This window comes from Allobosea sp. R86505 (genome assembly GCF_042466375.1).
Lineage (GTDB): Bacteria > Pseudomonadota > Alphaproteobacteria > Rhizobiales > Beijerinckiaceae > Allobosea.
On record NZ_JAXHPY010000001.1, the window covers coordinates 3263762 to 3289627 of the forward strand.

General features: G+C 68.8%; 23 protein-coding genes. 8 read left to right on the top strand and 15 right to left on the bottom strand.

Annotation, left to right across the window (positions count from 1 at the left end; genetic code table 11):
* Positions 1–6: 6 nt before the first annotated feature.
* From SJY11_RS15695 to SJY11_RS15705, 3 genes are all read left to right on the top strand, one after another.
* A complete protein-coding gene (locus SJY11_RS15695) occupies positions 7–1638 on the top strand; it encodes a benzoate-CoA ligase family protein (protein WP_376987599.1) in 1632 nt (543 codons plus the stop codon).
* 48 nt (positions 1639–1686) lie between these two features.
* Positions 1687–2091 carry a RidA family protein gene (locus SJY11_RS15700; RefSeq protein ID WP_376987601.1) on the top strand — a complete coding sequence of 135 codons (405 nt, stop codon included), beginning with the start codon at positions 1687–1689 and terminating at the stop codon, positions 2089–2091.
* Positions 2092–2253: 162 nt separating this feature from the next.
* Positions 2254–2889: an EF-hand domain-containing protein gene (locus SJY11_RS15705; RefSeq protein WP_376987603.1), complete on the top strand. Its 636-nt coding sequence runs from the start codon at positions 2254–2256 to the stop codon at positions 2887–2889.
* A gap of 64 nt (positions 2890–2953) precedes the next feature.
* Here SJY11_RS15705 and SJY11_RS15710 read toward each other — a convergent pair whose 3' ends face one another.
* The 11 genes from SJY11_RS15710 to SJY11_RS15760 all read right to left on the bottom strand — a co-directional run bounded on the left by SJY11_RS15710 (position 2954) and on the right by SJY11_RS15760 (position 17241).
* Positions 2954–3739: an SDR family oxidoreductase gene (locus SJY11_RS15710; protein WP_376987605.1), complete on the bottom strand. Its 786-nt coding sequence runs from the start codon at positions 3737–3739 to the stop codon at positions 2954–2956.
* Positions 3740–3844: 105 nt separating this feature from the next.
* Positions 3845–4852, bottom strand: coding sequence for an ABC transporter ATP-binding protein (locus tag SJY11_RS15715; RefSeq protein WP_376987607.1), 1008 nt, complete (start codon positions 4850–4852; stop codon positions 3845–3847).
* Positions 4849–5889, bottom strand: a complete 1041-nt coding sequence (locus tag SJY11_RS15720; protein ID WP_376987609.1) for an ABC transporter ATP-binding protein — start codon at positions 5887–5889, stop codon at positions 4849–4851. Before SJY11_RS15720 ends, SJY11_RS15715 begins: the two co-directional genes overlap by 4 nt.
* A 2-nt stretch (positions 5890–5891) precedes the next feature.
* Positions 5892–6785 (bottom strand): ABC transporter permease, encoded by an 894-nt coding sequence (locus SJY11_RS15725; protein WP_326912075.1) that lies wholly within the window; start codon positions 6783–6785, stop codon positions 5892–5894.
* Between the two features lies 1 nt (position 6786).
* The gene (locus tag SJY11_RS15730) at positions 6787–7740 is read right to left on the bottom strand and encodes an ABC transporter permease (protein ID WP_376987612.1); all 954 of its coding nucleotides are present in this window, start codon (positions 7738–7740) and stop codon (positions 6787–6789) included.
* A 174-nt stretch (positions 7741–7914) separates the two neighbouring features.
* A complete protein-coding gene (locus tag SJY11_RS15735; RefSeq protein WP_376987614.1) occupies positions 7915–9513 on the bottom strand; it encodes an ABC transporter substrate-binding protein in 1599 nt (532 codons plus the stop codon).
* Positions 9514–9671: 158 nt separating this feature from the next.
* On the bottom strand, positions 9672–11324 hold the full coding sequence (locus tag SJY11_RS15740; RefSeq protein ID WP_376987616.1) for an ABC transporter substrate-binding protein: 1653 nt from the start codon (positions 11322–11324) through the stop codon (positions 9672–9674).
* Between the two features lie 218 nt (positions 11325–11542).
* On the bottom strand, positions 11543–14908 hold the full coding sequence (locus SJY11_RS15745; protein WP_376987618.1) for an error-prone DNA polymerase: 3366 nt from the start codon (positions 14906–14908) through the stop codon (positions 11543–11545).
* Entirely contained in the window at positions 14905–15873 is a 969-nt protein-coding gene (locus tag SJY11_RS15750; RefSeq protein WP_376987620.1) for a DinB/UmuC family translesion DNA polymerase, read from the bottom strand. Before SJY11_RS15750 ends, SJY11_RS15745 begins: the two co-directional genes overlap by 4 nt.
* Entirely contained in the window at positions 15870–16448 is a 579-nt protein-coding gene (locus SJY11_RS15755) for a Y-family DNA polymerase (protein ID WP_376987622.1), read from the bottom strand. Before SJY11_RS15755 ends, SJY11_RS15750 begins: the two co-directional genes overlap by 4 nt.
* On the bottom strand, positions 16354–17241 hold the full coding sequence (locus tag SJY11_RS15760) for an ImuA family protein (protein ID WP_376987623.1): 888 nt from the start codon (positions 17239–17241) through the stop codon (positions 16354–16356). Before SJY11_RS15760 ends, SJY11_RS15755 begins: the two co-directional genes overlap by 95 nt.
* Positions 17242–17385: 144 nt before the next feature.
* Here SJY11_RS15760 and SJY11_RS15765 point away from each other — a divergent pair, with 144 nt between their 5' ends.
* Positions 17386–17664, top strand: coding sequence for a type II toxin-antitoxin system TacA family antitoxin (locus tag SJY11_RS15765; RefSeq protein ID WP_376987625.1), 279 nt, complete (start codon positions 17386–17388; stop codon positions 17662–17664).
* Positions 17664–18146, top strand: a complete 483-nt coding sequence (locus SJY11_RS15770) for a GNAT family N-acetyltransferase (protein ID WP_376987627.1) — start codon at positions 17664–17666, stop codon at positions 18144–18146. Before SJY11_RS15765 ends, SJY11_RS15770 begins: the two co-directional genes overlap by 1 nt.
* Positions 18147–18159: 13 nt before the next feature.
* On the opposite strand, the gene SJY11_RS15775 is transcribed toward SJY11_RS15770, so the two are convergent.
* The gene (locus SJY11_RS15775) at positions 18160–19200 is read right to left on the bottom strand and encodes an ABC transporter substrate-binding protein (protein ID WP_376987629.1); all 1041 of its coding nucleotides are present in this window, start codon (positions 19198–19200) and stop codon (positions 18160–18162) included.
* A gap of 330 nt (positions 19201–19530) precedes the next feature.
* On the opposite strand from SJY11_RS15775, the gene SJY11_RS15780 reads away from it, so the two are divergent.
* Positions 19531–20268, top strand: a complete 738-nt coding sequence (locus SJY11_RS15780) for a GntR family transcriptional regulator (RefSeq protein ID WP_376987631.1) — start codon at positions 19531–19533, stop codon at positions 20266–20268.
* 103 nt (positions 20269–20371) lie between these two features.
* A complete protein-coding gene (locus SJY11_RS15785) occupies positions 20372–21643 on the top strand; it encodes an amidohydrolase family protein (RefSeq protein WP_376989344.1) in 1272 nt (423 codons plus the stop codon).
* 525 nt (positions 21644–22168) lie between these two features.
* On the opposite strand, the gene SJY11_RS15790 is transcribed toward SJY11_RS15785, so the two are convergent.
* The 3 genes from SJY11_RS15790 to SJY11_RS15800 all read right to left on the bottom strand — a co-directional run bounded on the left by SJY11_RS15790 (position 22169) and on the right by SJY11_RS15800 (position 25391).
* Positions 22169–23914 (bottom strand): ABC transporter ATP-binding protein, encoded by a 1746-nt coding sequence (locus tag SJY11_RS15790; protein WP_376987633.1) that lies wholly within the window; start codon positions 23912–23914, stop codon positions 22169–22171.
* 81 nt (positions 23915–23995) lie between these two features.
* Complete coding sequence (locus SJY11_RS15795; RefSeq protein ID WP_376987635.1) at positions 23996–24655, bottom strand: aspartate/glutamate racemase family protein; 660 nt, start codon at positions 24653–24655, stop codon at positions 23996–23998.
* 43 nt (positions 24656–24698) lie between these two features.
* Positions 24699–25391: a ceramidase domain-containing protein gene (locus tag SJY11_RS15800; RefSeq protein WP_376987637.1), complete on the bottom strand. Its 693-nt coding sequence runs from the start codon at positions 25389–25391 to the stop codon at positions 24699–24701.
* 154 nt (positions 25392–25545) lie between these two features.
* Between SJY11_RS15800 and SJY11_RS15805 the strand changes: the two genes are divergently transcribed.
* On the top strand, positions 25546–25827 hold the full coding sequence (locus SJY11_RS15805) for a YARHG domain-containing protein (protein WP_376987639.1): 282 nt from the start codon (positions 25546–25548) through the stop codon (positions 25825–25827).
* Positions 25828–25866: the final 39 nt, after the last annotated feature.

The window sequence follows — 25866 nt, forward strand, 5'->3', positions numbered from 1 at the left end:
ACGGCCATGATATTCCTGCGCTCCGGCCATAGCGACAGTTTCGCCCGCGACAACCTGCCTCCGCCGGAGCAATGGCCGGCGATCGATCTCGCCAAGGCCGGGCTGAGCTATCCGGAGCGGCTCAACGCCGTCAGCGTGCTGGTCGACGGCCATGTCGCGCAAGGCCGCGGCGACCGGCCGGCGATCATCGGCGATCATCTGACCTGGAGCTATCGCGACCTGGCCGAGCGGATCGACCGGATCGCCAATGTGCTGACGCGCGATCTGGGCCTCATGCCGGGCCATCGCGTGCTGCTGCGCGCGGCCAACACGCCGATGATGGTCGCGGCCTATCTCGCCGTGATCAAGGCCGGTGGCGTCGTGGTCGCGACCATGCCGATGCTGCGGGCGGGCGAGCTGGTCTATCCGCTGCGCAAGGCGAGGATCGCGCTGGCGCTGTGCGACCACCGCCTGATGGCCGATCTCGAGGGGGCCCAGCGCCAGGTGCCGGAGCTCGCGCGCATCGTCGCCTTCGGCGCGGAGGGCTGCGAGCTCGAGGCGCTGATGGCGCAGCCGGGATACGACCGCTTCGAGGCGGTCGACACCGCCAGCGACGATGTCTGCCTGATCGGCTTCACCTCCGGCACCACCGGCGAACCCAAGGGCACGATGCATTTCCAGCGCGATCTGCTGGTGATCTGCGACACCTATGGCGCCAAGGTGCTGAAAGCCTCGCCCGACGACCGCTTCATCGGCTCGGCGCCGCTCGCCTTCACCTTCGGGCTCGGCGGCATCGTGTTGTTCCCGTTCCGGATCGGTGCGGCGGCCGTGCTGCCCGACAGGACGGCGCCGGCCGACCTGCTCGACGCGATCGAGCGCCACAGGGCGAGCGTGATCTTCACCGCGCCGACGGCCTATCGGGCCGTGCTCGACAAGCTCGCCGGGCGCGACATCTCCTCGCTGCGGATCTGCGTCTCGGCCGGCGAAACCCTGCCCAAGCCCGTCTTCGACGCCTGGCTGGCCAAGACGGGCCTCAGGCTGATGGACGGCATCGGCGCCACTGAGATGCTGCACATCTTCATCGCCGCGCCACAGGAAGCCATCCGCCCCGGCGCGACCGGCCTGCCGGTGCCCGGCTATGAGGCGAAGATCATCGATCCCGAGGGTCGCGACGTTCCCGACGGCACGCCGGGCCGGCTCGCCGTGCGCGGGCCGATCGGCTGCCGCTATCTCGCCGATGCGCGCCAGATGGCTTACGTCCAGGACGGCTGGAATGTCACCGGCGACACCTATGTCCGCGATGCGGACGGCTATTTCTGGTACCAGGCGCGCTCCGACGACATGATCGTCTCGTCGGGCTACAACATCGCCGGGCCCGAGGTGGAGGCCTGCCTGCTCGCCCATCCCGATGTAATGGAGTGCGGCGTGGTCGGCGCGCCCTGCCCCGAGCGCGGCCACATCGTGAAGGCCTATGTCGTGCTGCGCGAGGGCGTTGCCGGCGATGCGGCGATGCTCAAGACCTTGCAGGACCATGTGAAGGCCAGTATCGCGCCCTATAAATATCCCCGCGCCATCGACTTCGTCACGGCCCTGCCCAAGACCGCCAGCGGCAAGCTGCAGCGCTTCGCCCTGCGCCAGATGGCGCAGAGCGAAGCCTGAACCACCCCCACAGACGAGCCGGAACGGCCCCGAACCGAGGCGACGCCCATGTCGAGTGAAACCCTGTCCCGCGCCATCCTGCCGGAGGGCTGGCCGCTGCCGCGCGGCTATGCCAACGGCATGGTGGCGGAAGGCCGCGTGCTTATGACCGGCGGGCTCGTCGGCTGGGACGAGAACGGCGTCTTCGCCGAGGGATTCCTGCCGCAGCTCGAGCGCACCTTCCTCAACATCAAGGCCGTGGTCGAGGCCGGCGGCGGGCGGATCGAGGACATCGTGCGGATGACGTGGTACGTCACCGACATGGAGGCCTATCGCGCCAGCCTCAAGGAGCTCGGGCCGGTCTATCGCGGCGTGCTGGGCCGGCATTTTCCGGCCATGGCAGTGGTGCAGGTGGTCTCGCTGGTCGAGCCCGAGGCGCTGGTCGAGATCGAGGCGACGGCGGTCATCGCCTGAGGCGACCGGGATTTGTGTTTCGCTCTGTTGCCGAAGGGCTCTGGCGAAACACTCGCTTACCAATCGCCTCGCGGGAGGCCCCTGCGCCTTAGGCTTCTGCAACCGCGTTCGGCCGGACAATCCCTGGCGCCGCCATTCGGCGGTGACGAATGGAGTCCAGCCATGTCCAGCATCAGTGGCGTCAGCGGCGGGTTTCGCCCGCCTCCGCCCAAGCCTCCGAGTTTCGAGTCGGTCGATACCGACAGCAGCGGCGGCTTGAGCATCGAGGAATTCAAGGCCGGGGCCCCGAAAGGCGCCGACAGCAGCAAGAGCGAGGAGCTCTTCAAGGCGATCGACAGCGACAGCGATGGGTCGATCACCAAGGAGGAGCAGGACGCCTTCAAGGCCAAGGCCGAGCAGGCCCGGCAGCAGCTCCAGTCCTTCCTGTTCGGTCTTCAGGCCGGCAGCAGCAGCGAGAGCGGCACCGGCGAGAGCGAGGAGGAGACCGACATCTTCGCCCAGCTCGACGCGAATTCGGACGGCAGCGTCGCGAAGGACGAGTTCCTCTCGGCCTTCTCGTCGGGCACGAGTTCGTCCAGCGACCTGCTGAGCAAGCTGTTCGACGCGATCGATTCGAGTTCGGACGGCTCGATCTCGGAAGACGAGCAGAGCGCCTTCCAGGCAGCGCTCGAACAGCGCAGCCGCCCGTCGGGTCCGCCGCCCGGCCCGCCGCCGGGCAGCGCGTCGCAGGCCTATGGCAGCACCTACCAGCTCGGCGCGGCGAACGCGTCCGGCACCACCTATTCGCAGGCGGCCTGAGCCAGCCCGCGACGATGACGCCGGTCGCCAGAAGGCAGGCCGGCGCCTCCTGTTCGCTCGTCCCTCAGATGCTTCGCGTGGCGCCGCCGTCGATGCGGATCTTGGCGCCGGTGACATAGCTCGCACGCTCGCTGGCGAGGAAGGTCACGACATCGGCGAATTCCTGCGGCGTGCCGTAGCGGCCGGCGGGAATCGTCGCGCGGGAGGCCTTGGCGGCCTGCTCGGGCGTGGTGCCGGTGCGATCGGCGGCAGCCTGGTCGAGCTGGTCGACGCGCTCGGTGTGGATGCGGCCGGGCAGCACGACATTCACCGTCACGCCCTGCGCCGCGACCTCCGCAGCCAGCGTCTTCGACCAGCCGACGACCGCCGAGCGGATGCCGTTCGACAGCGCCAGCCGCGGGATCGGCTGCTCGACGCCCGAGGAGGCGATGGTGATGATGCGGCCGTAGCCGCGCTCGACCATGCCCGGCAGCATGCCCTGCGCCAGATGGAAGAGATTGGCGGCCATCGCCTCGAAATGCTTGAGCCAGTCGTCGCGGCCGGCCTCGCGGGCCTCTGCCGGGGGCGGGCCGCCGGAATTGCCGATCAGGATGTCGATGCCGCCGGCATCGCGCAGCACGGTCATCAGCGATTCGACCGAGGCGAGATCCGACAGGTCGAGGCTGGCGGCGAAGATGCGGCTGCGCACCTCCTCGGGGCATTCGCTGACCCAGGCATCGGTCGCTGCGACGTTGCGGGCGGCGGCGATGACCGAGGCGCCCTCGCTGGCGAGCGTGCGGGCGATGGCGGCACCGAGCCCCCGGCTCGCGCCCAGCACCAGCGCGCGCTTGTCGTGAAGGCCGAGATCCATGGTCTGCTCCGTCAGGTTGGCGCAGCAGGGTCGCGGCGCGTCGTCGCCTGCTGATAGCGGGTCGAGGCTTGCGAGGAAATGGCCGGCGCGGAATGGGCGGCGTGCTCACGCCGCCGCGGTGAGTGCCTGTTCCGCCAGGATGCAGCGCACCACCCGGCCCTCGCCGAGCTGGACGACCGGCGGCAGCGCGGCGCGGCAGCGATCCTGCGCGTGCTTGCAGCGCGGCGCGAAGGAGCAGGCCGAGGGCGGCTCGGTCAGCGCCGGCGGCGCGCCGGGAATGGCCTCCAGCCGCTCGCCCTTCTTTGCGCCGTGCAAATTCGCGGCGAGGAGCCCCCTCGTATAAGGGTGCTGGGGATCGCGCAGCAGCTCGCGGACCGTGCCGGTCTCGACGATCTGCCCGGCATACATCACCGCCAGCCGGTCCGAGACCTCGACGGCGACGCCGATGTCGTGGGTGACGAAGAGCATGCCCATGCCGAGATCGCGCTGGAGCTGGCGCAGCAGCAGCAGGATCTGGATCTGCACGGTGGCGTCGAGCGCGGTCGTCGGCTCGTCGGCGAGCAGCAGCTTGGGGCGGGCCGCGAGCGCGAGCGCGATCATGGCGCGCTGGCGCATGCCGCCCGACATCTCGTGCGGATAGGCCTTGAGCCGGCGTTCCGGCGACGGGATGCGGACCAGTTCGAGCAGTTCGAGCGCGCGCGCCATCGCCGCCTTCGCCGAGATGCTCTCGTGCCGGATGATCGCCTCGGCGATCTGCTGGCCGACGGTGTAGACGGGATCGAGCGCGAGCGCGGGATCCTGGAAGATCATCGAGGTCACGGCGCCGCGGTAATCCGCCAGATCCTGCGGGTTCAGCGCCAGCACGTCGCGGCCGTCGACCCGGACGCTGCCGCCGATATCGGTGCGGCTCTCGGGCAGCAGGCGCAGCAGCGTCTTCAACGTGACGCTCTTGCCGGAACCGGATTCGCCGAGGATGCCGAGCACCTTACCCGGCTCCAAGGTCAGCGAGACGCCGTTCACGGCATGGACGGTCTGGGCGCCGCGGAAGCGCACCGTCAGGTTCTCGATCTCGACGAGAGGCGTGCCGATGGCCGTGTTCATACCCGTGCTCATGCCGCGACCTCCAGGGCTGGGGCGTGGCTGTGGCCGGAGCCGGGCACCTGCATGTGGCAGGCGACCTGGCGGGCCCCCTCGCCCACCGTGGCCAGGACCGGCTTCACCTTGGCGCAGACGGTCTGCGCATGCGGGCAGCGCGGGTGGAAGCGGCAGCCTTCGGGCGGGTTGATCGGGTTCGGTGGATCGCCGGCGAGCGGGGCTTCCATGGTCCGGTTGTCGGGATCCATGGACGGCATCGCCGAGAGCAGCGCGCGCGTATAGGGGTGGCGCGGATCGCCATAGAGCTCCTCGACCGGGCCGATCTCCACGACTTCGCCGAGATACATCACCATGACGCGGTCGCTGATGAAGCGGACGACGTTGAGGTCATGGCTGATGAAGATATAGGTCAGGCCGAACTCCTCGCGCAGATCGGCGAGCAGGTTGAGCACCTGCGCCTCGACCGATTTGTCGAGCGCCGACACCGCCTCGTCGAGGATGACCAGCCGCGGGCCGAGCGCGAGCGCACGGGCGATGTTGACGCGCTGGCGCTGGCCGCCGGAGAGCTCGTGCGGATAGCGCGCGGCGAAGCGGGCGGGATCGAGCCCGACGCGCTCCAGCAGATCGCGCGCCTTGAGGATGGCGTTGGCCTTGGAGACGCCATGGACCGTCGGCCCGAAGGCGATCGAATCCTCGATGGTCAGGCGCGGGTTGAGCGAGGCGTAAGAGTCCTGGAAAACCATCTGCGCCTGGCGGCGGTACTCCTTCAGCGTCAGGGCCTGGCCGCCGACGATCTCGCCGTCGAACAGCATCTCGCCCTTGTCCTGGGGGATGAGCTGCATGACGACACGCGCCGTCGTCGACTTGCCGCAGCCGGATTCGCCGACGACGCCGAGCGTCTCGCCTTTCATCACGGCGAAGTCCACGCCGTCGACGGCGCGCACGACGGCGCCGCCGCCGAGCGGGAAATGCTTGGTCAGGGTCTTGGCCTGCAGCAGCGGGGTGCCCGCGCCGCCGCGGTCGGGATGGGTCTGGAGAGGGGTTTCCTCGATCATGGTCAGCCCTTCACGTCCATCGCCGAGCGCAGACCGTCGGAGAGCAGGTTGAACGAGATCGAGGTGATGAAGATCGCCGCGCCCGGCAGCGCCGCCACCCAGGGCTGCACATAGATCGCGGTGCGCAGCGTGTTCAGCATCAGCCCCCATTCCGGCGTCGGCGGCTTGGTGCCGAGACCGAGGAAGGAGAGGCCCGAGGCCAGGATCATCGAGACCGAGATCAGGCTCGTCGCATAGACGAAGATGGGGCCGAGCACGTTGCCGAGCACATGGACGCGGATGATCGTGATCGCGTTGGCGCCGCTGGCACGGGCCGCCTCGACATAGTCCATCGCGCGGACCTGCGTGGTCACGCTCTCGGCGATGCGCGCGATCGGCGGGATGAAGACGATCGTCAACGACAACAGCGAGTTGGTGATGCCGGCGCCCAGCGCCCCCGACAGCGCGATCGCCAGCAGCACGGAGGGGAAGGCGTAGAACACATCGACCGTACGCATGGTGATGGTGTTGAACTTGCCGCCGAAGAAGCCGGCGGCGACGCCGATCACTGAACCGACGACGAAGGCGATGAAGACCGGCACCACGCCCATGAAGAGCGAGAGCCGCGCGCCGTGGATCAGCCGTGAGAGCATGTCGCGGCCGAGTTCGTCGGCGCCGAGAGGATAACCCGGTGTCCCGATCGGCCGCAGGCGCCGCAGCATCGACGAGCGGGTCGGGTCGGCCGGGGCGATGTAGTCGGCGAAGATCGCCATCAGGATGATCGCCAGCACGACGAGGCCGGCGCCGACCGCAACCTTGTCCTTCTTGAACCGACGCCAGACGCCGGCCCAGTAGCCGGGCGACTTCGCCAGCGGCGGCACGATGATGGCGGCGTTGCCTTGCGCGATGGCGGACATCTCAGCGCCTCCGGACGCGCGGGTCGAGCAGACCCTGCAGGATATCGACGAGGACGTTCAAGCCGACGAAGAACATGGCGAGCACGAGGATCGTCCCCTGCAACAGCGGCAGGTCGCGCTGGAAGATGGCGTTGCCGAGCAGGAAGCCGGTGCCCGGCCAGGAGAACACTGTCTCGATCAGGATCGATCCCCCCAGCAGATAGCCGAGTTGCAGGCCCATCACGGCGAGCGCGGTCGGGGCCGCGTTCTTCACGACATGGCGGAAGACGCCGAAATCCATCAGCCCTTTGGCCCGCAGCGCCGGGACGAATTCCTGGTTGAGGATGTCGGCGACCAGCGCGCGCACGGTGCGGGCGATGATGCCCATCGGGATCACCGACATCGTGATGGCCGGCAGGATCATGTAGCTGACATGCTCCCAATCCCATTTCCATGCCGCCGAGCCGCCCGGCCCCGCCCCGCCCGGCGGCAGCCAGCCGAGCTGCACCGAGAACACGATCACCATCACCATGCCCAGCCAGTAATGCGGCACAGAGACGCCGAGCACCGCCAGCATGGATGCGAACTTGTCGAGGAAGGAGCCGCGGAAATAGCCGGCGACGAAGCCGAAGAAGCAGCCGAAGACGAAGCCGATGACGGTCGCGAGTCCCGCGATCAGCAGCGTGTTGCCCACCGCGCGCCAGACCTCGGCCGCAACGGGACGGCCCGTCGCGATCGAGGTGCCGAGATCGCCCTGCAGCGCCTTCAGCAGCCAGAGGCCGAACTGCACCGGCAGCGGCCGGTCGAAGCCATAGATCTTGCGCAGCTCGTCCTGCATCGCCTGCGAGGCGTCGGGTGGCAGCACCGAGGTCAGCGGGTCGCCCGGCGCGATATGGACCAGCATGAAGCAGAACAGGCTGACGCCGAAGGCGACCGGCAGGACGTAGAGGATGCGCTTGGCGAGGTATTTCAGCATGGGGTCCTCACCTGTCATTCCGGGGCGCGGCACAGCCGCGAACCCGGAATCCACGGCGGGGCACTCCGTTTGAGTCAAGCGAACCCATCAGGTCTCGCCCGGTCGTGGGTTCCGGGTTCATCGCTGCGCGATGCCCCGGAATGACAGCGTCGAGTCGCCTGCGCACCCTCTTCCTCACTTCGCCATGGTGATCGGCGAGAAATCCTGGAACCAGTTCTGCGCCTGGACGAAGCCCTTCACCTTCGGGCTCATGGCGCGCGGATTGACGTCGTGGGTCACCATCAGGAACAGGGCCTCATCGACATATTTCTCGTGGATCTTCTGCAGCAGCGCCGTCTGAGCCGTCGCGTCGAAGGTGGTGCGCACCTGTTCGAAGAGCTTGTCCATTTCAGGATCGCAATAATGACCCCAGTTGGTCCCCGCTGGCGGCGCCAGATTGCACTGGAGGTGACGGATCAGACCGGTGAAGGGATCCTGAATGAAGTAGGTGAAGTTGAGGCCGGTACCGCCCCGCGATGATTCGTGCTTGGCGCCAGCACGCCAGATGTTGATCAAGGTGTTCCATTCGACAACCTCGAAATCGATCTTGATGCCGACATCGGCCAGGTTCTGCTGGACGAACTCGTTCATCGGCAGCGGCTGCATCTGGCCCGACCCCGAGGGCGAGATCAGAATCTTGGTGGTCAGCGGCTTGGCGGGCGAAAAGCCGGCCTCGGCCAGCAGCCTCTTCGCCTCGGCCTGGTCGAGCTTGAGCTTGAACTTGGGGTTGCCGAACCACTGGTGGCCGGGCGGGTAGAAGCCCTCGGCCGGGATCATCAGCCCGCCGAGCAGTTCCTTCAGCCCCTGCCGGTCGACGGCGAGGTTGGCGGCCTTGCGCACGCGGATGTCGTTCCAGGGCGAGCCCTCGGCGCGCGAGAGATGCCAGGTCCAATTGTGCGGATAGGCGTTGGTGATGATCTGGAAGCCGGCCGTCTTGAGCGAGGGGATCAGGTCCGGCGACGGCGCCTCGATCCAGTCCACCTGCCCGGCCCGCAGCGCCGCGGCGCGGGCATTGGCCTCCGGCAGCGGCAGCAGCACCATTTTGTCGAGCTTGGGCACGCGGGCCTTGTCCCAGTAGCCGGGATAAGGCGAAAGTTCGGCGCGCTCGCGCGGCTGGAAGGCGGTGAGCTGCCAGGGCCCCGTGCCCGACGGGGTCTTGGCGAAGGCCTCCCAGCTCTTGCCGAGCTTCTCCCACTGCGCCGGCGAGGACATCATCACCCAGGCGATCTGGTAGGGCAGCGTGGCGTCGGGCGCCTTGGTGGTGATCTCGACCTTGTACTTGTCGATCACCTTGTAGGAAGCGACGGCGGGGATGCGCGAGCGCCCCTGGGCCGCCTGGCGCTGGTCGAATTGCGGCGAATCGTTCTTAAGAAGCTTGTCGAGGTTCCAGACCACGGCGTCGGCGGTGAACTCCGAGCCGTCATGGAACTTGACGCCCTGGCGCAGGGCGAAGGTCCATTTCGTCTTGTCGGCGGCGTCGACGCTCCAGCTCGTGGCGAGGCCCGGCGTCAGGTCGGAGGCCTTGTCGGCCTTGCTGAGGTCCCAGTTGATGAGGCCGTCATAGAGCGTGTAGCCCATGAAGCGCATGCCCTCGCCGCCCTGGTCGGTCTGGCCGGTGGTCAGCGGGATGTCGGAGGCGGTCATGCCGATCCGCAGCGTGCCCTGGGCTTGGGCCGAGGCGGCGAAGAGGGAGACGCCGGCGGCGAGGGTCAGGGCAAGGGCGCTGCGGATCATGGGGTGGCTCCGGTCTGGATGGGTTCCAAACTGGCTTCGCAAGGGCTGTGCCAGTGGCCGATCCTCGGGCCGTCATGCTCGGGCGAAGACCCGAGCATCTCCGGAACGAGATTCTCGGGTCGGCGCTTGGCGCCGCCCGAGAATGACGCGATCGGATGTTACTCCATCGACATCGGAGCGAGGTCGATGAACCAGCTCTTGGGCTGGACCACGCCCTTGACCTTCGCACTCATGGCCCGAGGTCCGACGTCATGGGCCACCCAGACGAAGGGCGCTTCCTCGACGATGCGGGCATGGAGCTTGGCGAGCGCCGCATCGCGCGCCGTCCCGTCGAAACTGGTGCGGGCATCGGCGATGAGCTTGTCGAACTCGTCATTGCCGAAATAGCCCCAGTTGTTGGAGACCGGCGGGAAGGCCTTGGTCGAGGTGAAGCGCACCATGGCGAAGAACGGGTCCATCGCCGCGAACGTCACGTTGGTGGCGTTGGCGCCGCGGGCGTTGGGGTGCTTGGCGCCCTCGCGCCAGTTGGTGAAGACGGCGTTCCATTCGCCGACCTCGAGCGCGACGTCGAAGAAGCACTCCTTCAGCGCCTGCTGCATGAACTCGTTCATCGGCAGTGGCTGCATCTGGCCCGAGCCCGAGGCCGAAGTCAGCACCTTCACCTTCGCCGGCTTCGACGCCGAATAGCCAGCTTCCGTCATCAGCTTCTTGGCGGCCGCGAGATCGTATTTGATGTCGAATTTGGGATTGCCCCACCAGGGATGGCCCGGGGGGACGGTGCCCTTGGGAATCTCCATCAGCCCGCCGAGCAGCGTCTTCAGCTCCTCGCGGTTGACGCAGAGATTGGCGGCGTGGCGCACCTTCTTGTCGAGCCAGGGCGATCCCTCGACGAAGGATAGCTGCCAGGGCCAGACATGCGGCTGGGCGTTGGTGTAGACGGTGAAGCCGCGCTGCTTGATCTGCGGCACGGCGTCCGGCGAGGGCAACTCGATCCAGTCGACCTGGCCCGAGAGCAGGGCCGCGGTGCGGGCATTGGCCTCCGGCAGGGGGACCAGCACGACGCGGTCGATCTTGGGAACGCGCTTGGGGTCCCAATAGGCCTTGTTGGCGACCATCTCGAAGCGCTCGCGCGGCGACAGCTTCACGCCCTTGAACGGCCCGGTGCCGGACGGATCGGCCGAGAAGGCCGCCCAGGCCTGCTTGGCGCGCTCGGCGGGATCGGTGACCGAGGCCGGAACGGCGGCAAGCTTGGCGGCCCAATGCGCCGGGGACGCCATGAACAGGTTGGTCAGGTTGATCGGCAGGAAGGCGTCGGGCTCGCTCGTCGTCAACTCGACGGTGAGCGGGTCGATCGCACGGGCGCTCCGCAGCGTCGGCATGCGCGAGACGGTGACGCCGATCTGGTCCGGGGCGAAATGCGCCGCCGCCTTGTTCAGGACCTTGTCGACGTTCCAGACGACGGCGGCGGCGTTGAAGTCCGAGCCGTCCTGGAACTTGACGCCGGGCCGCAGCTTGAAGGTCCATTTCGTCTTGTCGGTGGCATCGACCGCCCATTCGGTGGCGAGGCCGGGGATGACGACGCTCGCCTTCTCCGCCGAGGAGAGATCCCAATGGGTCAGTGCGTCATACATCGGGATGCCGGTGAAGCGGTTGCCCTCGAAGCCCTGGTCGGGCTGGCCGTGGGTCCGCGGAATGTCCGCCGCCGTCATGCCGATGCGCAGGACCTTCTCCTGAGCGAGCGCGGCGGTGACGAGCGCCGTCGAAAGGCCGAGGCCGAGAAGGGCCGAGCGGGTGAAGCTGGATACGGACACGTGTTTCTCCCCTGTGTTGGCCGCGCGCTCCTGCGAGCGGCGGCACGAGGTTAGCAACGGGCATGCCATACGAAGGTCGTACGACTTGAACTTTGGGAGAGCGCCTCACGACCAAAGAGGCCCGCCATCTTGCCCCGAAGTGGGGCCGCGGGGTCCATCACGTATGCGATCTGGATATTTTGCTCATTTTATAGGCAATATGACCCCTTGTGCGGCAGTCAGTGGAAATCGCGCGATTTCGGCAGGATGCGGACATCGCGCGGATGGCGCCCGCGCGGCGGCTGGGGATGCTTGAACTCGTCGGCGCGCGTCAGCGTGATCGTGGCGCTGTGGCTTTCCGACAGGCTCGCGAGATCGGCGGTGCGGTCGACGACGCGCTGGGCCATCAGATGGACCACGCCCTCGGGGCTCTTCTGCACCCGGCCCTCGATCTGGAGCAGCCGCCCGCTCATCACCTCGCGCCGGAAGCGCTCGAACAGGCGCGCCCAGAGCAGGATGTTGGCGATGCCGGTCTCGTCCTCCAGCGTGATGAAGATCGCCTTGCCGTTGCCGGGGCGCTGGCGCACCAGCACGACGCCGGCGGTCGCGGCCCAGCTGCCGTCGGGGCGGCCTTCGAGCTCGGCGCAACTCAGCACGCGGTCGCGCCGGAAGAGCGGCCGCAGCATGCCCATCGGGTGCCCTTTCAGCGAGAGCCGGGCCGTCTGGTAGTCGGCGACGATCTGCTGCGGCAGCGGCATGACCGGCAGCGGCAGGGCCGGCTCCTCGCCGAGCTCGCGCGCCTGGGCGGCGGCGAAGAGCGGCAGGGCCTCGTCATCCGGCAGGCGGCGCACGGCCCAGAGCGCCTCGCGGCGGTCGAGACCGAGCGAACGGAAGGCGTCGGCATCGGCGAGCAGCCGCATCGCGCGGCCCGGCAGATCGGCCCGGCGCATCAGCTCCTCGACATCGGCGTAGCCCCCGCCCCGCCGCGCCGCGATGCGCAGGCCCCATTCCTCGCGGAAGCCGTCGATCTGGCGGAAGCCGAGACGCAGGGCGAAGCGGGAATGGACAGTCGGCTCCAACCCATTGTCCCAGAAGCTGAAATTCACATCGATCGCGCGCGGCTCGACGCCGCCGATCTCCTGCGCCTCGCGCACAATCTGGGCCGGGGCATAGAAGCCCATGGGCTGCGCGTTCAGCAGCGCGCAGGCGAAGGCCGCCGGATGGTGGCATTTCAGCCAGGAGGAGATGTAGACCAGCTTGGCGAAGGAGGCGGCGTGGCTTTCGGGAAAGCCGTAGCTGCCGAAGCCCTTGATCTGGTCGAAGCAGCGCTGGGCGAAATCACGCTCATAGCCGCGCGCCACCATGCGCTCGACCATCATGTCCTGATAATTGCCGATGCTGCCGTCGCTGCGGAAGGTCGCCATCGCCTTGCGCAGGCCATTGGCCTCGCTGTCGGAGAATTTCGCGGCGACCATGGCGAGCTTCATCGCCTGCTCCTGGAAGAGCGGCACGCCCTTGGTCTTATTCAGCACCTGAAAAAGCTCGTCGGCCGGGCCATGCTCCGGGGCCGGCGCCGGGTAATGCACCGGCTCGATCCCGGCGCGGCGGCGCAGATAGGGATGGACCATATCGCCCTGGATCGGGCCGGGCCGGACGATCGCGACCTGGATGACGAGGTCGTAGAGGATGCGCGGCTTCAGCCGCGGCAGCATGTTCATCTGCGCCCGGCTCTCGACCTGGAAGACGCCGAGCGATTGGCCCCGGCAAAGCATGTCGTAGGTCGGCCCGTCATCCTTGGGCACGTCGGCCAGCCCCATCTCGAGGCCCTCATGCTGCCGCAGCAGGTCGAAGGCCTTGCGGATGCAGGTCAGCATGCCCAAGGCGAGCACGTCGACCTTCATCAGGCGCAGTTCGTCGATGTCGTCCTTGTCCCATTCGATGAAGGTGCGGTCCGCCATCGCGGCATTGCCGACGGGAACCATCTCGTCGAGGCGCCCGCGCGCCAGCACGAAGCCGCCGACATGCTGCGAGAGATGGCGCGGGAAGCCGAGCAGGCGGATGGCGAAGTCGACCGCGCGGCGGATCGTGGGGTTGGCGGGGTCGAGCCCGGCCTGGCGGACGCGGTCGTCGCCGATCTCCGTGCCCCAGCTGCCCCATTGCGTGCCGGCGATGCGCGCGGTGACGTCTTCCGTCAGTCCCAGCGCCTTGCCGACATCGCGGATGGCGCTGCGCGGGCGGTAGCGAATGACGGTCGCGACGATGCCGGCGCGGTGCCGGCCATAGCGCTCATAGATCCACTGGATCACCTCCTCGCGCCGCTCATGCTCGAAATCGACGTCGATATCGGGCGGCTCGCGGCGCTGCGTCGAGATGAAACGCTCGAACAGCACGTCGCTCTCGGCGGGGTCGACGGCAGTGATGCCCAGCACATAGCAGACGGCGGAATTGGCGGCCGAACCGCGGCCCTGGCAGAGGATGCCGCGGCTGACGGCGAATTCGACGATCTGGTGGATGGTGAGGAAGTAGCGGGCGTAGTTCAGCCCCGCGATCAGATCGAGCTCCTTGCGCAGCAGGGCCTCGACCTTCGCCGGTACCCCGTCGGGATAGCGGATGTCGCTGCAGCGCCGCACCAGTTCCGTGAGCCAGGCCTGGTCGCTCCAGCCGGGCGGGACGGGCTCGTCGGGATATTCGTATTCGAGCTGGCCGAGATCGAAGTCGATGCGGGCGAGGAGATGGCGCGTCTCGGCGATCGCCTCGGGGGCATCGCGGAAGAGCCGGATCATCTCCTGGGGCGTCTTGAGATGGCGCTCGGCATTGGCCTCGAGCAGGCGCCCCGCCCGCTCGATCGAGACGCCCTCGCGGATGCAGGTCAGCACGTCCTGCAGGTCGCGCTGCTCGACTGAGTCATAGAGCACGTCGTTGGTCGCCAGCAGCGGGGTCCGGGTCGCGGCGGCGATCGCCTTCAGCCGCGCCAGGCGTCGGCGGTCGTCACCGCGCCGGTGCATGCTGGCGCCGAGCCAGAGCGAGCCGGGCGCGGCCTCGTCCAGCCGGGCGAGCAGCGCAGGCAGGCCAGCGAGATCGCGCGGCGGGATCAGGATGAGCAGGAGATCGCGGGTGTCGGTGAGGAGATCGTCGAGGTTCAGGATGCATTCGCCCTTGCCGGCGCGCCGGTTGCCCTCGCTGAGCAGGCGGCAGAGCCTGCCCCAGCCGCTGCGGTTGGCGGGGTAGACGACGATGTCGGGCGTGCCGTCGGCGAAGACGAGCCGGCTGCCGAGAGCGAGCCGGAAATCCCGCGCCATCGCCCGCAGCTGCTCCGCGGTGAAGGGCAGATCGGCGAAGGCCGGGTTCTCGATCCAGACATGCTCGCCGGGACTGTCGCCCTCCTTCAGCTTCTCGGCCGGGGGCAAACCGTCCTCGCGCAGCTGCCGCAGCGCGCTCCAGGCCCGCACCACGCCCGCCACCGTGTTGCGGTCTGCGAGGCCCAGGCCCGCATGGCCCAGCAGCAGCGCCGTGAGCACGAGATTGGGACCGGGCGAGGCGCCGCGCAGGAAGGAAAAATTCGTCGCGGCAACGAGTTCGGCGAAGGGGTTGAGAGCCTGATTCATGCAAACAGCCCATGCAGGAACCAGCGCGGCAGCGCCTGCTCCGGCTCGTGGAAGCCGATGCGGAAGAGCCAGAAGCGGCGGCCTGCCGAGTCCTCGACGCGGTAATAGTCGCGCATCGGCTCGCTGGAGCCGTCGCGCCACCACTCCGGCGCGATCCGCTCCGGGCCCTCGGCGCGGGCGACGTCATGGATGAGCCGGCGCCAGCGGAAGCGGATCGGCGGGCCGTCCGGCACCTCGGCGATCGCCTCCACCGGCTGGGGCGGCTCGAAGAGCTGGAGCGGGCGCGTCGGCGGCTCATGCGGCACCGGCGCCTGCCATGCGCTGCCGGCCGGCGGCAGCGCGGCCGAGCGGGCTTTCGCCGCCCGGACGGGATGGTGGCTGTCCTGCGCCACGAAGCGCAGCACCCGGTCCCGCCCAAAGCGCACGACCAGCCGGTCGACGAGATCAGCCACGGCCTCGTCCTCGACGGCGCGGCGGTCGAGGCTCGGTTGGCTTTCGCTCAGCGGCTCGCAGACCGGCACGGCGAGGCGCACCGCATCAAAGCCGAAGCCGGGATCGAGCGGGTCGGAGAGGCTCTCGATGCGCTCGCGCCAGAGCCGCAAGATGGCCTTGCCATCGCGCGTCGGGCGCCCGGTCTCGATCACCAGCCGGCGCACCGCCCCGTCGCTGCGATGGAAGCCGATCTCGAAGACGCGCCCGCCCTCGCCGCGCTGTTCCAGCACGCGTGCGGCCTCCGCGATCAGCCGGGCGACGACCTCCTGCAGCCCGTCGAGATCGAGCATCGGCTCGGCGAAATGGCGCTCGACCAGGCAGGCCGGCGGCGGGCGCAGCGGCGTGAGGCGGGCATCCTCATGGCCGAGCATGCGCCGCAGCCGCGTTACCAGATCCTCGCCGAAGCGGGCCGACAGCGCCTTGGAGGGGCGCTCCGCGAGGTCGGCCAGCGTCCTCAGGCCCGCCCGGGTCAAGGCAAGCGCGGTTTCGGGGGAAGCTCGAGTGCCGCGACCGGCAGCGGACGCAGCCAGGCCTCGTCCTGCCCGGGCGGCACGATCCCGCCCCGGCCGAAGCGGGTCAGCGCATGGGCCGCCTCGGGCGTGCCCGCGACGGCCGAACGGAGCGCGAGACCGCCGCGCTGCATCCAGCGGCCGATCGTCGCCAGCAGCGCGCCCTCCCCGCCGAAGAGATGGGCGCAGCCGGTGATGTCGAGCAGCAGGCCCTGGGGGCGATCGAGCGCGACCAGCGGGGTGAAGCGGTCGCAGAAGGCGGCGAGCCGCATCAGCAGGGCCTCGTCGGCCTCAGGCTCGGCCTCGATCGCGATCAGCCCGGGAATGCGGGCCCGCGCGTCGGCCAGGGTGAGATCCCGCGCCAGGCCGAGGGCGAGAGCCCGATCGTCCCCCGCGACGAGGCGAAGCGCATTGCCGCGATGGGCATAGACGACCAGCGGGGCGTCAGCCGGTACGCCGGATGTCGGGACCCGGCCCTCCCGCCGCAGCCGGTCGGTCGGCAGGAAAGGGAACCACAGGGCGAGATAGCGGCGTGGCATCGGGGCTGGCTCTGGGGTGACGGGGGGGCTCGTCGCGGCCGGCAGCGGCCTGACGGTTTCGGACGTCGCTCTGGACAGGGCTCTCCTGGAAAGATTGTCGGTCACGGCTCCACTCCACACGCCACTCACACTCACCCAGCCCCCCGCGATGCCGCAGCAATCGGAGGCTGAAGGCGGGGGCTCCTGGTGCATTCGCCTCGAGCGCCCGCGACGGCAGGGACGCGACCTGCCAGCGGGTCGAGGCCGCGCTCGGCTGCGGCGCCACGGCGGCGCGCAGCAAAAGCGTGGTAGCGCCCGAGCCTTCCGCCGCCAGGGCCAGGCGCCGGCTCGCGGTCAAATCGAGGCGGCGCGGCGCGCCCCAGGGCTCGATCAGCACCGCCCCCAGCGCCGGGCAGCGGGCGGCCTCGGCGCCGGCGCGCAGCACGCCCTCGGCATCGCGCGCCCGCACCAGCAGGACGCGGGCGGGATCGAGCCCGAGTTCGGTCAGCCCCGGCGGATGCAGCCGGCCGGTCTCGGCATCGACGACATCCTGCCGCACCCAGAGGATCGGGCGCTCCTGCGCGGCCCGGATCGCGAGACCGACGGCGAAGCCCGTCGCCGCCGCGAGATCGGCCGTGGCGGGCGCATAGACCTCGTGCAGGGCCGCGCGGGCGATGCCGCCGCCCAGCGCCGCATCGAGGGCGGGCGCGCCGAAACTCACCTGCCCCACCGCCGCAGGCGCGCCGCGCAGCGCCATCTCGGCGAGATGACGGCGCAGATCGGTCAGGGAAGCGGGGTCCGGGCAGGGCAGCATGAGGGCTCATGTTCCGTCTTTGTTCTTTTATAGAACGTGACTCCACGGAAGGCGAGTCAGGGAACGCGCCTATCCCGCTCCGCTTCCGACATCGGATACACAATGTGTATCTCTGCTGCTAAGATGCTCCGCTCAGGAGGCCCCATGCCCGCATCACCGAAGATCGCGACGCGCGCCGTCAATCTGCGTATCCGCGAAGACGTTCGCGACCTGATCGATCACGCCGCCAGCACACAGAGCAAGACGCGCTCGGAGTTCATGATCGACGCCGCGAGGCGCGCGGCCGAAGACACGCTTCTGGACCAGACCCTCATCCGGGTCGATCTCGCGACCTATGATCGATTTGTCGAGGTCCTCGACCGGCCCCCCAGTGGCGAGGCCTATGAGCGCCTGATGTCGGCGCCTCGCCCCTGGAAAGACTGATGCTGGGCGCCCCTGCCCCGCTCGACGACCGTCACAGGCTCGACGACTTCGATTCAGGCGTTTCCGTCCTCGACGACTGGCTTAGGCGCCGATCACGTTCCAACCAGGCCAGCGGCGCTTCGCGAACCTATGTCGTCGCCGACGAAACCGGCCGGGTCGCCGCCTATTACGCGCTCGCTTCGGGGGCTCTCGTCGCAAACGAAGCGCCCGGCCGGCTGAAACGCAACATGCCGGACCCGATCCCGATGGCCGTCCTGGGGCGACTGGCCGTCGACCGGTCCTTCCAGGGACAAGGCCTGGGGGTCGCGATCCTCAGGGATGCCGTCCTGCGGACACGCCAGGCGGCCACGATCCTCGGCATCAGGGGCCTTCTCGTCCACGCCATCTCGGAGGATGCGAAACGCTTCTATGAGCGCTACGGCTTCACGCCCGGGCCGGCGAACCCCATGACACTGGTCATGAGCCTCGCCGACCGGGCGTAATCGCCTCGCTGTCTCAATTCGCCGTGTAGACCAGCTCGCGCTCGGCCTTGGGCGGCAGGAAGGCGCGGGAGAAGATCTCCTCGGGCTTGGGCGTGCGGGCGAGCTGGTAGCCCTCGGCGATGATGCCGATGGCGCTGGCCATGCGGGCGTCCTTGGTGTCGCCGACGCCGATCTCCTTCATCTCCGGCGAGACGATGAGTTCGCTGAAGGAGTATTGCAGGCGCTTCTTCTCGATCGCCTCGTTGACGAGGGCGTCATAGGCCATCACCGCCTTCATGCCGACGGCCTGGTCCTTCGCAATCTCGAGCATCGCCTTGTTGGTGGCGCGCACGAGGCCGGCGACGGCCTTGGGATTCTCCTTGATCAGCTTCTGCGAGACCATCAGCCCATTGGAATAAAGATCGAGCCCGAAATCGCCGAAGGTGAGCCAGTTGAAGTCCTTCTCCGGGTCCTGGCGGTTGAGCAGCAGGTTGAAATAGCTGGTGATGTTGAACACCAGCGCGCCGTCGATGTCGCCCTTGATCAGCAGCGGCTCCTGCAGGTTGGGCGCCATGCTGGTGAGCTTGATCTTGCCCATGTCGAGCCCGTTCTTGCGGGCGAAGACCTCGAGCAGGCGGGTCGTCGGCGTGCCCGGCGCCCCGCCCAGCGTCCTGCCCTCGAGATCCTTCGGCTTGGTGATGCCGGTCGCCTTCTTGCTGGAAATCGCGAAGGGCGGGCGGTTCCAGATCATGTAGACCATGACCGGGTTCTCGCCCGGCTTGGTCGCGGCGTTCTGGATGATGGCGTTGACGTCGCCGAAGCCGGCATCATAGGCGCCGCCCATGATGCGGGTCACGGTCGCGCCCGAGCCCTCGCCCTGGTCGATGATCACGTTCAGCCCCTCGGCCTTGTAGTAGCCCTTGTCGCGGGCGACGAAGAAGGCGGCGTCCGAGCCTTGCGTCTTCCAGCCCAGGGTGAACTTGATCGTGGTTTCCTGCGCCAGCGCGACGCCGGTGAAGGCCAGCCCGGCCATGGCGAGGCCTGCTGCGGCACCGAGGCAGAGTCTTTTCAGCATCTTGTTCCCCTTTTCTGAGACGATGATTCAAGCATTTCGGCGCCGGCCACCCACTGGCTCCCTCGCCGACGATGACGGCGACCCGCGACGGCGCGATCGCGGGCACCGGCGCAGCCCGGGCGGCCAAAGGCGTCGCAGCCGAGGGAGCGCCCCTACGACTGCATGCCTGTCTTCTGAAAAGTGCATGCAATAGCGATGCCATGCCTATCTCACCGTCGCCGCCCATCCCTTGCCTCCTTTCGCGCGGCGCCAACCGGCGATTGCAGCCGCGGATTGCGGCCACCCCAGCCTCGGGGCTAAGACGGAGGCTCACGCATTCGGATTTCGGTGATGACGCGCGAGGACAACCGCAGCCGCCCTGCGACCGACCGGGTCGGAACGATCTGCCGCGCGCTGCGCCGCGCCATCATCGAGCAGGCGCTGGAGCCGGGAGCCAAGCTGCCGGAGGATGCGCTCGGCGAGCGCTTCGGCGTCAGCCGCACGATCGCGCGCCATGCGCTGGGTCAGCTCGCCGCCGAGGGGCTGGTCGAGCTGCGCCGCAACCGCATCGCCGTGGTGGCGACGCCGAGCTGGCAGGAGGCGCGGGACGCCTTCGACATCCGCATCGAACTCGAGCGGCTGGTCGTGCGGCAACTGGCGGGACGGCTGACCAAGGCGCAGATCGCCGAGCTCCACGCCCATGTCGATGCCGAGGACGAGGCGCGCAACGGCCCCGACGCGATCTCGATCCGGCTTGCGACCGAATTCCACATCCTGCTCGCCAGCATGACGGAGAGCCCGATCCTGATCCGCTATGTCAGCGAGATCGCCTATCGCTGCTGCCTGACGCTGTCGCTGTTCAGCCGCCCGCATTCCTCCGAATGCGCCATCAACGAGCACCGGCTGCTGATCGACGCGCTCGCCAAGGGCGATGCCGACGCCGTGATGTCGCTGATGCACCACCATCTCGATTCGGTGGCGAGCCGCGCTCTGGTCGCCCAGACGCGGCCGCGCGGGCGCGACATCATGGACATCCTGGCGCCCTATGCCGAGCCGCCGCGAGCGGCGCGCGCCAAAGCCGCCGGCTGACGGCCTCCCGGCCCCGATCGCAGCCTTCACAGGCGGCAACCGGCATGTAAAGTGCATACAGTTTAGCCTCCCACCGAATCCCCGCCCCGACAGCTCCGTGCCGATGCCCGACGACAGCGCCTTCGACCTCATCTTCCGGCAGGCGGCCCTTCCCGGAGCGGCTAGGCCCGTCGACATCGGTGTCCGGCGGGGGCGCTTTGCCGCCATCGCGCCGGTCATCGTGGCGGATGCCCCCGAAGTGGTGCTCGGCGGCCGCGCCGTGCTTCCGGGCTTCGTCGACAGCCATGTCCATCTCGACAAGGCCTGCCTGCTCGGGCGCTGCGGGCATCTGCAGGGCGGGCTCAAGGCGGCGATCGCCGCCGTTGCGGCGATGAAGCGCGATTTCACGACGCCTGATGTCTATGAGCGCGGCGCGCAGGTTCTGGAGCGGGCGATCGCCAAGGGCACGACGCGGATGCGCAGCCATGTCGAGGTCGATCCGCGCGTGGGCCTGCGCAGCTTCGAGGCGCTGAAGGCGCTGAAGCGCGACTATGCCTGGGCAATCGACCTGTCGCTGTGCGTCTTTCCGCAGGAGGGGCTGACCAACGATCCCGGCACCGAGGACCTGCTGGTCCGGGCCCTGCAGGACGGGGCGGATGCGCTGGGTGGCTGCCCCTATACCGACACTGACCCGCACGCGCAGATCGCCCGGCTGTTTGCGCTGGCGACGCGCTTCGACGTCGATCTCGACTTCCATCTGGATTTCGATCTCGATGCGAGCTGGATGCATCTCGACGAGGTCTGCCGCCAAACGACCGTCCACGGCTATGGCGGACGCGTCGCGATCGGGCATGTCACCAAGCTGTCCTCGCTGCCGCCCGAGGCCTTCACGCGCGCCGCCGAGCGGCTGGCGGAAGCGGGTGTCGCAGTGACGGTTCTGCCTGCGACCGACGTCTATCTGCTCGGCCGGGAGGCGACGCATGACGTGCCGCGCGGGCTGACGCCGGCGCACCGGCTGCTAGATCACGGCGTGACCTGCTCGGTCGCGACCAACAATGTCCTGAACCCGTTCACGCCCTTCGGCGATGCCTCGCTGCTGCGGATGGCGAATTTCTACGCCAATGTCGCGCAGGTCGGCCCGGAAGGGTTCGATGCCTGTATTGACCTCGTGACGGCGCTGCCGGCGCGGCTGATGAACCTCAGGGATTACGGCATCGCCATCGGCAACCCGGCCGATCTCGTCGTGCTCGACGCACCGACGCAGGCCGAGGCGCTGGCGGGCCTGGCCGAGCCGATCATGGGGTTCAAGAACGGCCGGCAGAGCTTTTCGCGGCCGGCGGCGCAGCTGCACGCCCCGAGCCAGCCGCGCGCGGCGTTGCGGGCCGTCGCGGGCTGAGGCGCGTTAGGCTAGCGGACGACCACGCCCCGTCCACGGCCGCGGCAGGAACAGGGCTGGCCGAGCAGGGCCGTGCGTCCGAGCCGGCAGGTTGTGCGCGGGGTCTCGCAGAACCGCCCGACGGCCTGGACGCGCGGGCGGCTCCCGAGACCATCACCGCTCGTGCCTGAGGATGGAGGCCTTCCATAATCGATCGGCGGGCCGGCACCGGGGATCCCGCCGCCACTCGACCGGAGGCGGAGATCCGGCACCGAATCCGAGAGCGAGGGTGGGCCCAGCCCCTGACGCGGACCACCCGGCACGAGCGGCCCGGTGCCCGGCGTTCCGACGCCCTGCGCCAGGACGAGGGCCGGGCCCAGCAGAAGGGTGAGAAACACAAGGACGACGGTTCCTATACGCATCATCTCGATGGTCTCCCGAGCCTGGAGGGCGGCTTCCGGCCGAGCCGTCCTGGCTCAACCTCACCTTGTCAGACAGGTTCCGTGCCCGAGCGCCGATGACGGCCATCGCGACGATGGCCGCTGCCTACTCGGCCGCCGTTCCCATCGCCTGCCGCAGCGGCGCGACCTGCGCCTCGTGCAGCGCGCGGTAGGGGCCGTTCGCGCCCAGCAACTCATCATGGCGGCCCTGCTCGGCGATGCCGGCCTGCGTCACCACGACGATGCGGTCGGCATGGCGGATGGTAGCGAGGCGATGGGCGATGACCAGCGTGGTGCGCCCCTCGGAGAGTTCGGTCAGGGATTGCTGGATCGCGGCTTCCGTTTCGGTGTCGAGCGCCGAGGTCGCCTCGTCGAGGATCAGGATCGGCGGGTTCTTCAGGAAGATGCGGGCGATGGCGAGGCGCTGCTTCTGTCCGCCGGAGAGCTTGACGCCGCGCTCGCCGATCACCGTGTCGAGCCCGGCGGGCAGGTCCGCGATCATCGTCTCGAGCCTGGCGCGGCGGGCGGCCTGCGTGATCTCCGCCTCGCTGGCATCGAGGCGGCCATAGGCGATGTTCTCACGGATCGTGCCGGCGAAGAGGAAGACGTCCTGCTGCACGATGCCGATCTGGCGGCGCAGCGAGGCGAGCGTCAGCGTGCGGATGTCGTGGCCGTCGACGGTGATGGCGCCTGCATCGACCTCGTAGAAGCGCGGCAGCAGCGAGAGCAGCGTGGTCTTGCCGGCGCCGGAGGGCCCGACGAAGGCGACCGTCTCGCCGGCCGCGACCGACAACTCGATGCCCAAGAGGACCGGGCGCTCGCTGGCATAGCCGAAGCCGACGCCCTCGAAACGGATGTCGCCCTTCAGCGGCGGAGCCTCGATCGCGTCGGGCGCATCGGCGATGTCGGGCTCGGTCGCGAGCAATTCCTGATAGCGCTGGAAGCCGGCGATGCCCTTCGGATAGGTCTCGATGACGTTCGCGATCTTGTCGAGCGGGCGATAGAACACGCCGACAAGCAGCAAAAATCCGACGAAACCGCCGACGCTGAGGCTGCCCTGCACGACGTAATAGGTGCCGGCCAGCATCACCGCGAGCTGGACCATGCGCATGCCGAGATAGTTGATGGCCTGGCTGGCGGCCATGATGCGGTAGGCCTCCAGCTTGGTGGTGCGGTAGCGCTGGTTGTCGCCGGCGAAGAGGGCGCGCTCATGGGCCTCGTTGGCGAAGGCCTGGACGACGCGCATCCCGCCGATGTTTTCCTCCAGCCGGGCATTGAAGGCGCCGACGCGGCCGAATTGCCGGCGCCAATTCTGCGCCATCAGCGCGCCGTAGCGCGCCACGATAAAGCCGGCGAGAGGGACGATCAGCGCGGTGATCAGGGCGAGTTGCGGATGCACATAGAGCATCAGCAGGAAGGCGCCGATGAAGGTCATGATCGCGATGAAGAGATCTTCCGGCCCGTGATGGGCGACCTCGCCGATCTCCTCGAGATCCTTGGTGACGCGGGCGACGAGGTGGCCGGTCTTCTGCTCGTCATAGAAGCGGAAGGAGAGCTTCTGGAGATGGTCGAAGGCGCGCCGGCGCATCTCCGTCTCGATGTTGATGCCGAGCCTGTGGCCCCAATAGGTGACGATCGCCATGAGGCCGGAGTTGACCGCGTAGACGACGAGCAGGGCGAGGCCCGCCAGCATGATCAGCGGCCAGTCGCCCCGCGGGAGCAGCAGATCCACGAAAGCCTTCACCGCCATCGGAAAGCCCAGTTCGAGCAGGCCCGACAGCACGGCGCAGCCGAAATCGACCAGGAACAGCGCCCGGTGCGGCCGGTAATAGGCGAAAAACTCTTTCAGCATGGCGCGCTCATAGCAGATCGCGTGCCGGGCGCCTCCGTTACCCGACGCGAGGCCGCCATGCCGCGGGCGAGCGCCCGCCGGTCAACGAACCGCCAGCGTCCCGAGCGCCATCGTCACGGCGGCCTGGGTCGGGTCGATCACGGGGATGCCGAGTTCCTCTTCGAGCGGGCGGCGGTGCCGGGCCATGCCGGCGCAGCCCATGACGATGGCGCCGGCGCCATCGATCTCCTTCAGCTCGCGGCCGATCGCGATCATGCGCTCCAGCGTGCGGTCGCCCGAGGCGGTCTCGGCGACCGACATCTCCAGCGGACGCTCGCCGGCGAGGCGGTCCATCAGCCCCATCTGGCGGAGATAGCGGATATGGCGCGGGATCGAGCGCGACTTGATCGCGATCACGCCGAAGCGGTCGGCGCGGGCGAGTGCTGTCAGGACGCCGCTCTCGGCGATGCCGAAGACTGGGCTCGTCGTGCCCTCGCGGGCGACATGCAGGCCGGGGTCGGAATAGCAGGCGATGACGAAGGCATCGACGCCGTTGGCGGCCTCAACCTTGCGGCGCAGCGGGATCGTCACGCTCTCGGCGTGCTCCTGCGTCTCGACGCCGAAGGGGCCTTCGGTCAGCGTCTCGCAGAGGATCTCGGGGCCGTCCGAGTAGGTCAGCGGCAGAACGGCCTGGCGCAGCCCTTCGGTGACGGCCTCGTTCGAGTTGGGGTTGATCACGAGGATGCGGGCGCGGCGGGTCATGGGGACTGGTCCGTTTCGGGGTGGGCGGCGACGTGCGCAGAGCTCACCGTATCGCCGGCCGTGAGCGCCGACTACCAGCGTCAGGCTGGACCGGCCCCTGCAAAATCGCGGCCCTCAGCAGGAGATACAGCACCGTCGCGTTCAGGATGTGCCAGAGCCAATGGGTTCCGAGCGGAATGGCGTCGCAGAGCGGGCGATCGAGCGTCCGGAAGGTCAGGGAGACGGCGAAGACGAGCCCCGCCAGCGCGATGATCCGGGCCGTCTGCCGGCTGCCATCGCGACGCCACAGCACGCCGGCCATCCCCCACAGCCCGAGCAGGAAGGCCGCATAACCGGTGGAGCCGCGCAGCCCCGGCGGGAGAAAGATGGCCGCCGTCCAGCTCAGGAACAGGGCGAAGCCGAAGAAGGCTGCGGTCCCCAGACCGGTGGCGGCCGGTCCGAGGCCGACGAAGCGCGCCAGCGCCAGGGCGAAATAGGAGAAGGCGAAGAGCTGGATCGGCACGACGTCGGCGGCCAGCGTCCAGGGCTGCGGCGCGGTGTGGAACAGGAAGGAGCCGATGCCAATCGCGGCGACGAGACCGATGAGGAGGAGCACCGGACGATCCTGCCCGCCCGCCCTCCGCCACAGCAGGAAGGCGGCCAAGGCGGCCAGCAGGAAGGCGCCGTTGGTCACGGCGTTCCAGGGCTCGTCCCAGAGATGATCGCCGATCCGCTCGCAATAGCCATAGGTACGCATGGATTGGCCCTCCACGGAGCAGGCTATCGCCGTCCGACGACCCTTGCGCGACGCGACGCGTCTGGGCGCTGGGCGAACCGGGTCGACAGCTTGCCGCGCGCCGCCGCCTCGCCCAGACTGCCAGCCGGGTCCATGGGGTCGGGGAGGATCGAGCATGCGCGCACTGACGATGGGACTGGCGGTGCTCGGGCCGCTGTTCGCGATGACGGCCAATCCCCTCCCCGCCCGGGCCGAGAGTTGCGACGACCTCTGGTATGCGCGCAACGAGATCTACAAGGCGCAGGGCTACTGCTTCCGCACGCGCCGCGGCATCGACGCCTTCGGCAATGCCGGCTGCCAGTACGATAATGCCGAGGACGTGCCGCTCTCGGCCGCGCAGCGCCGCACCATCGCCGACATCCAGCGCGAGGAGCGGGCGCGGCGCTGCCCGCGCTGAAAGGCCGTTCCGCTTTGTTGTGGACGCCGGGCGCAGACC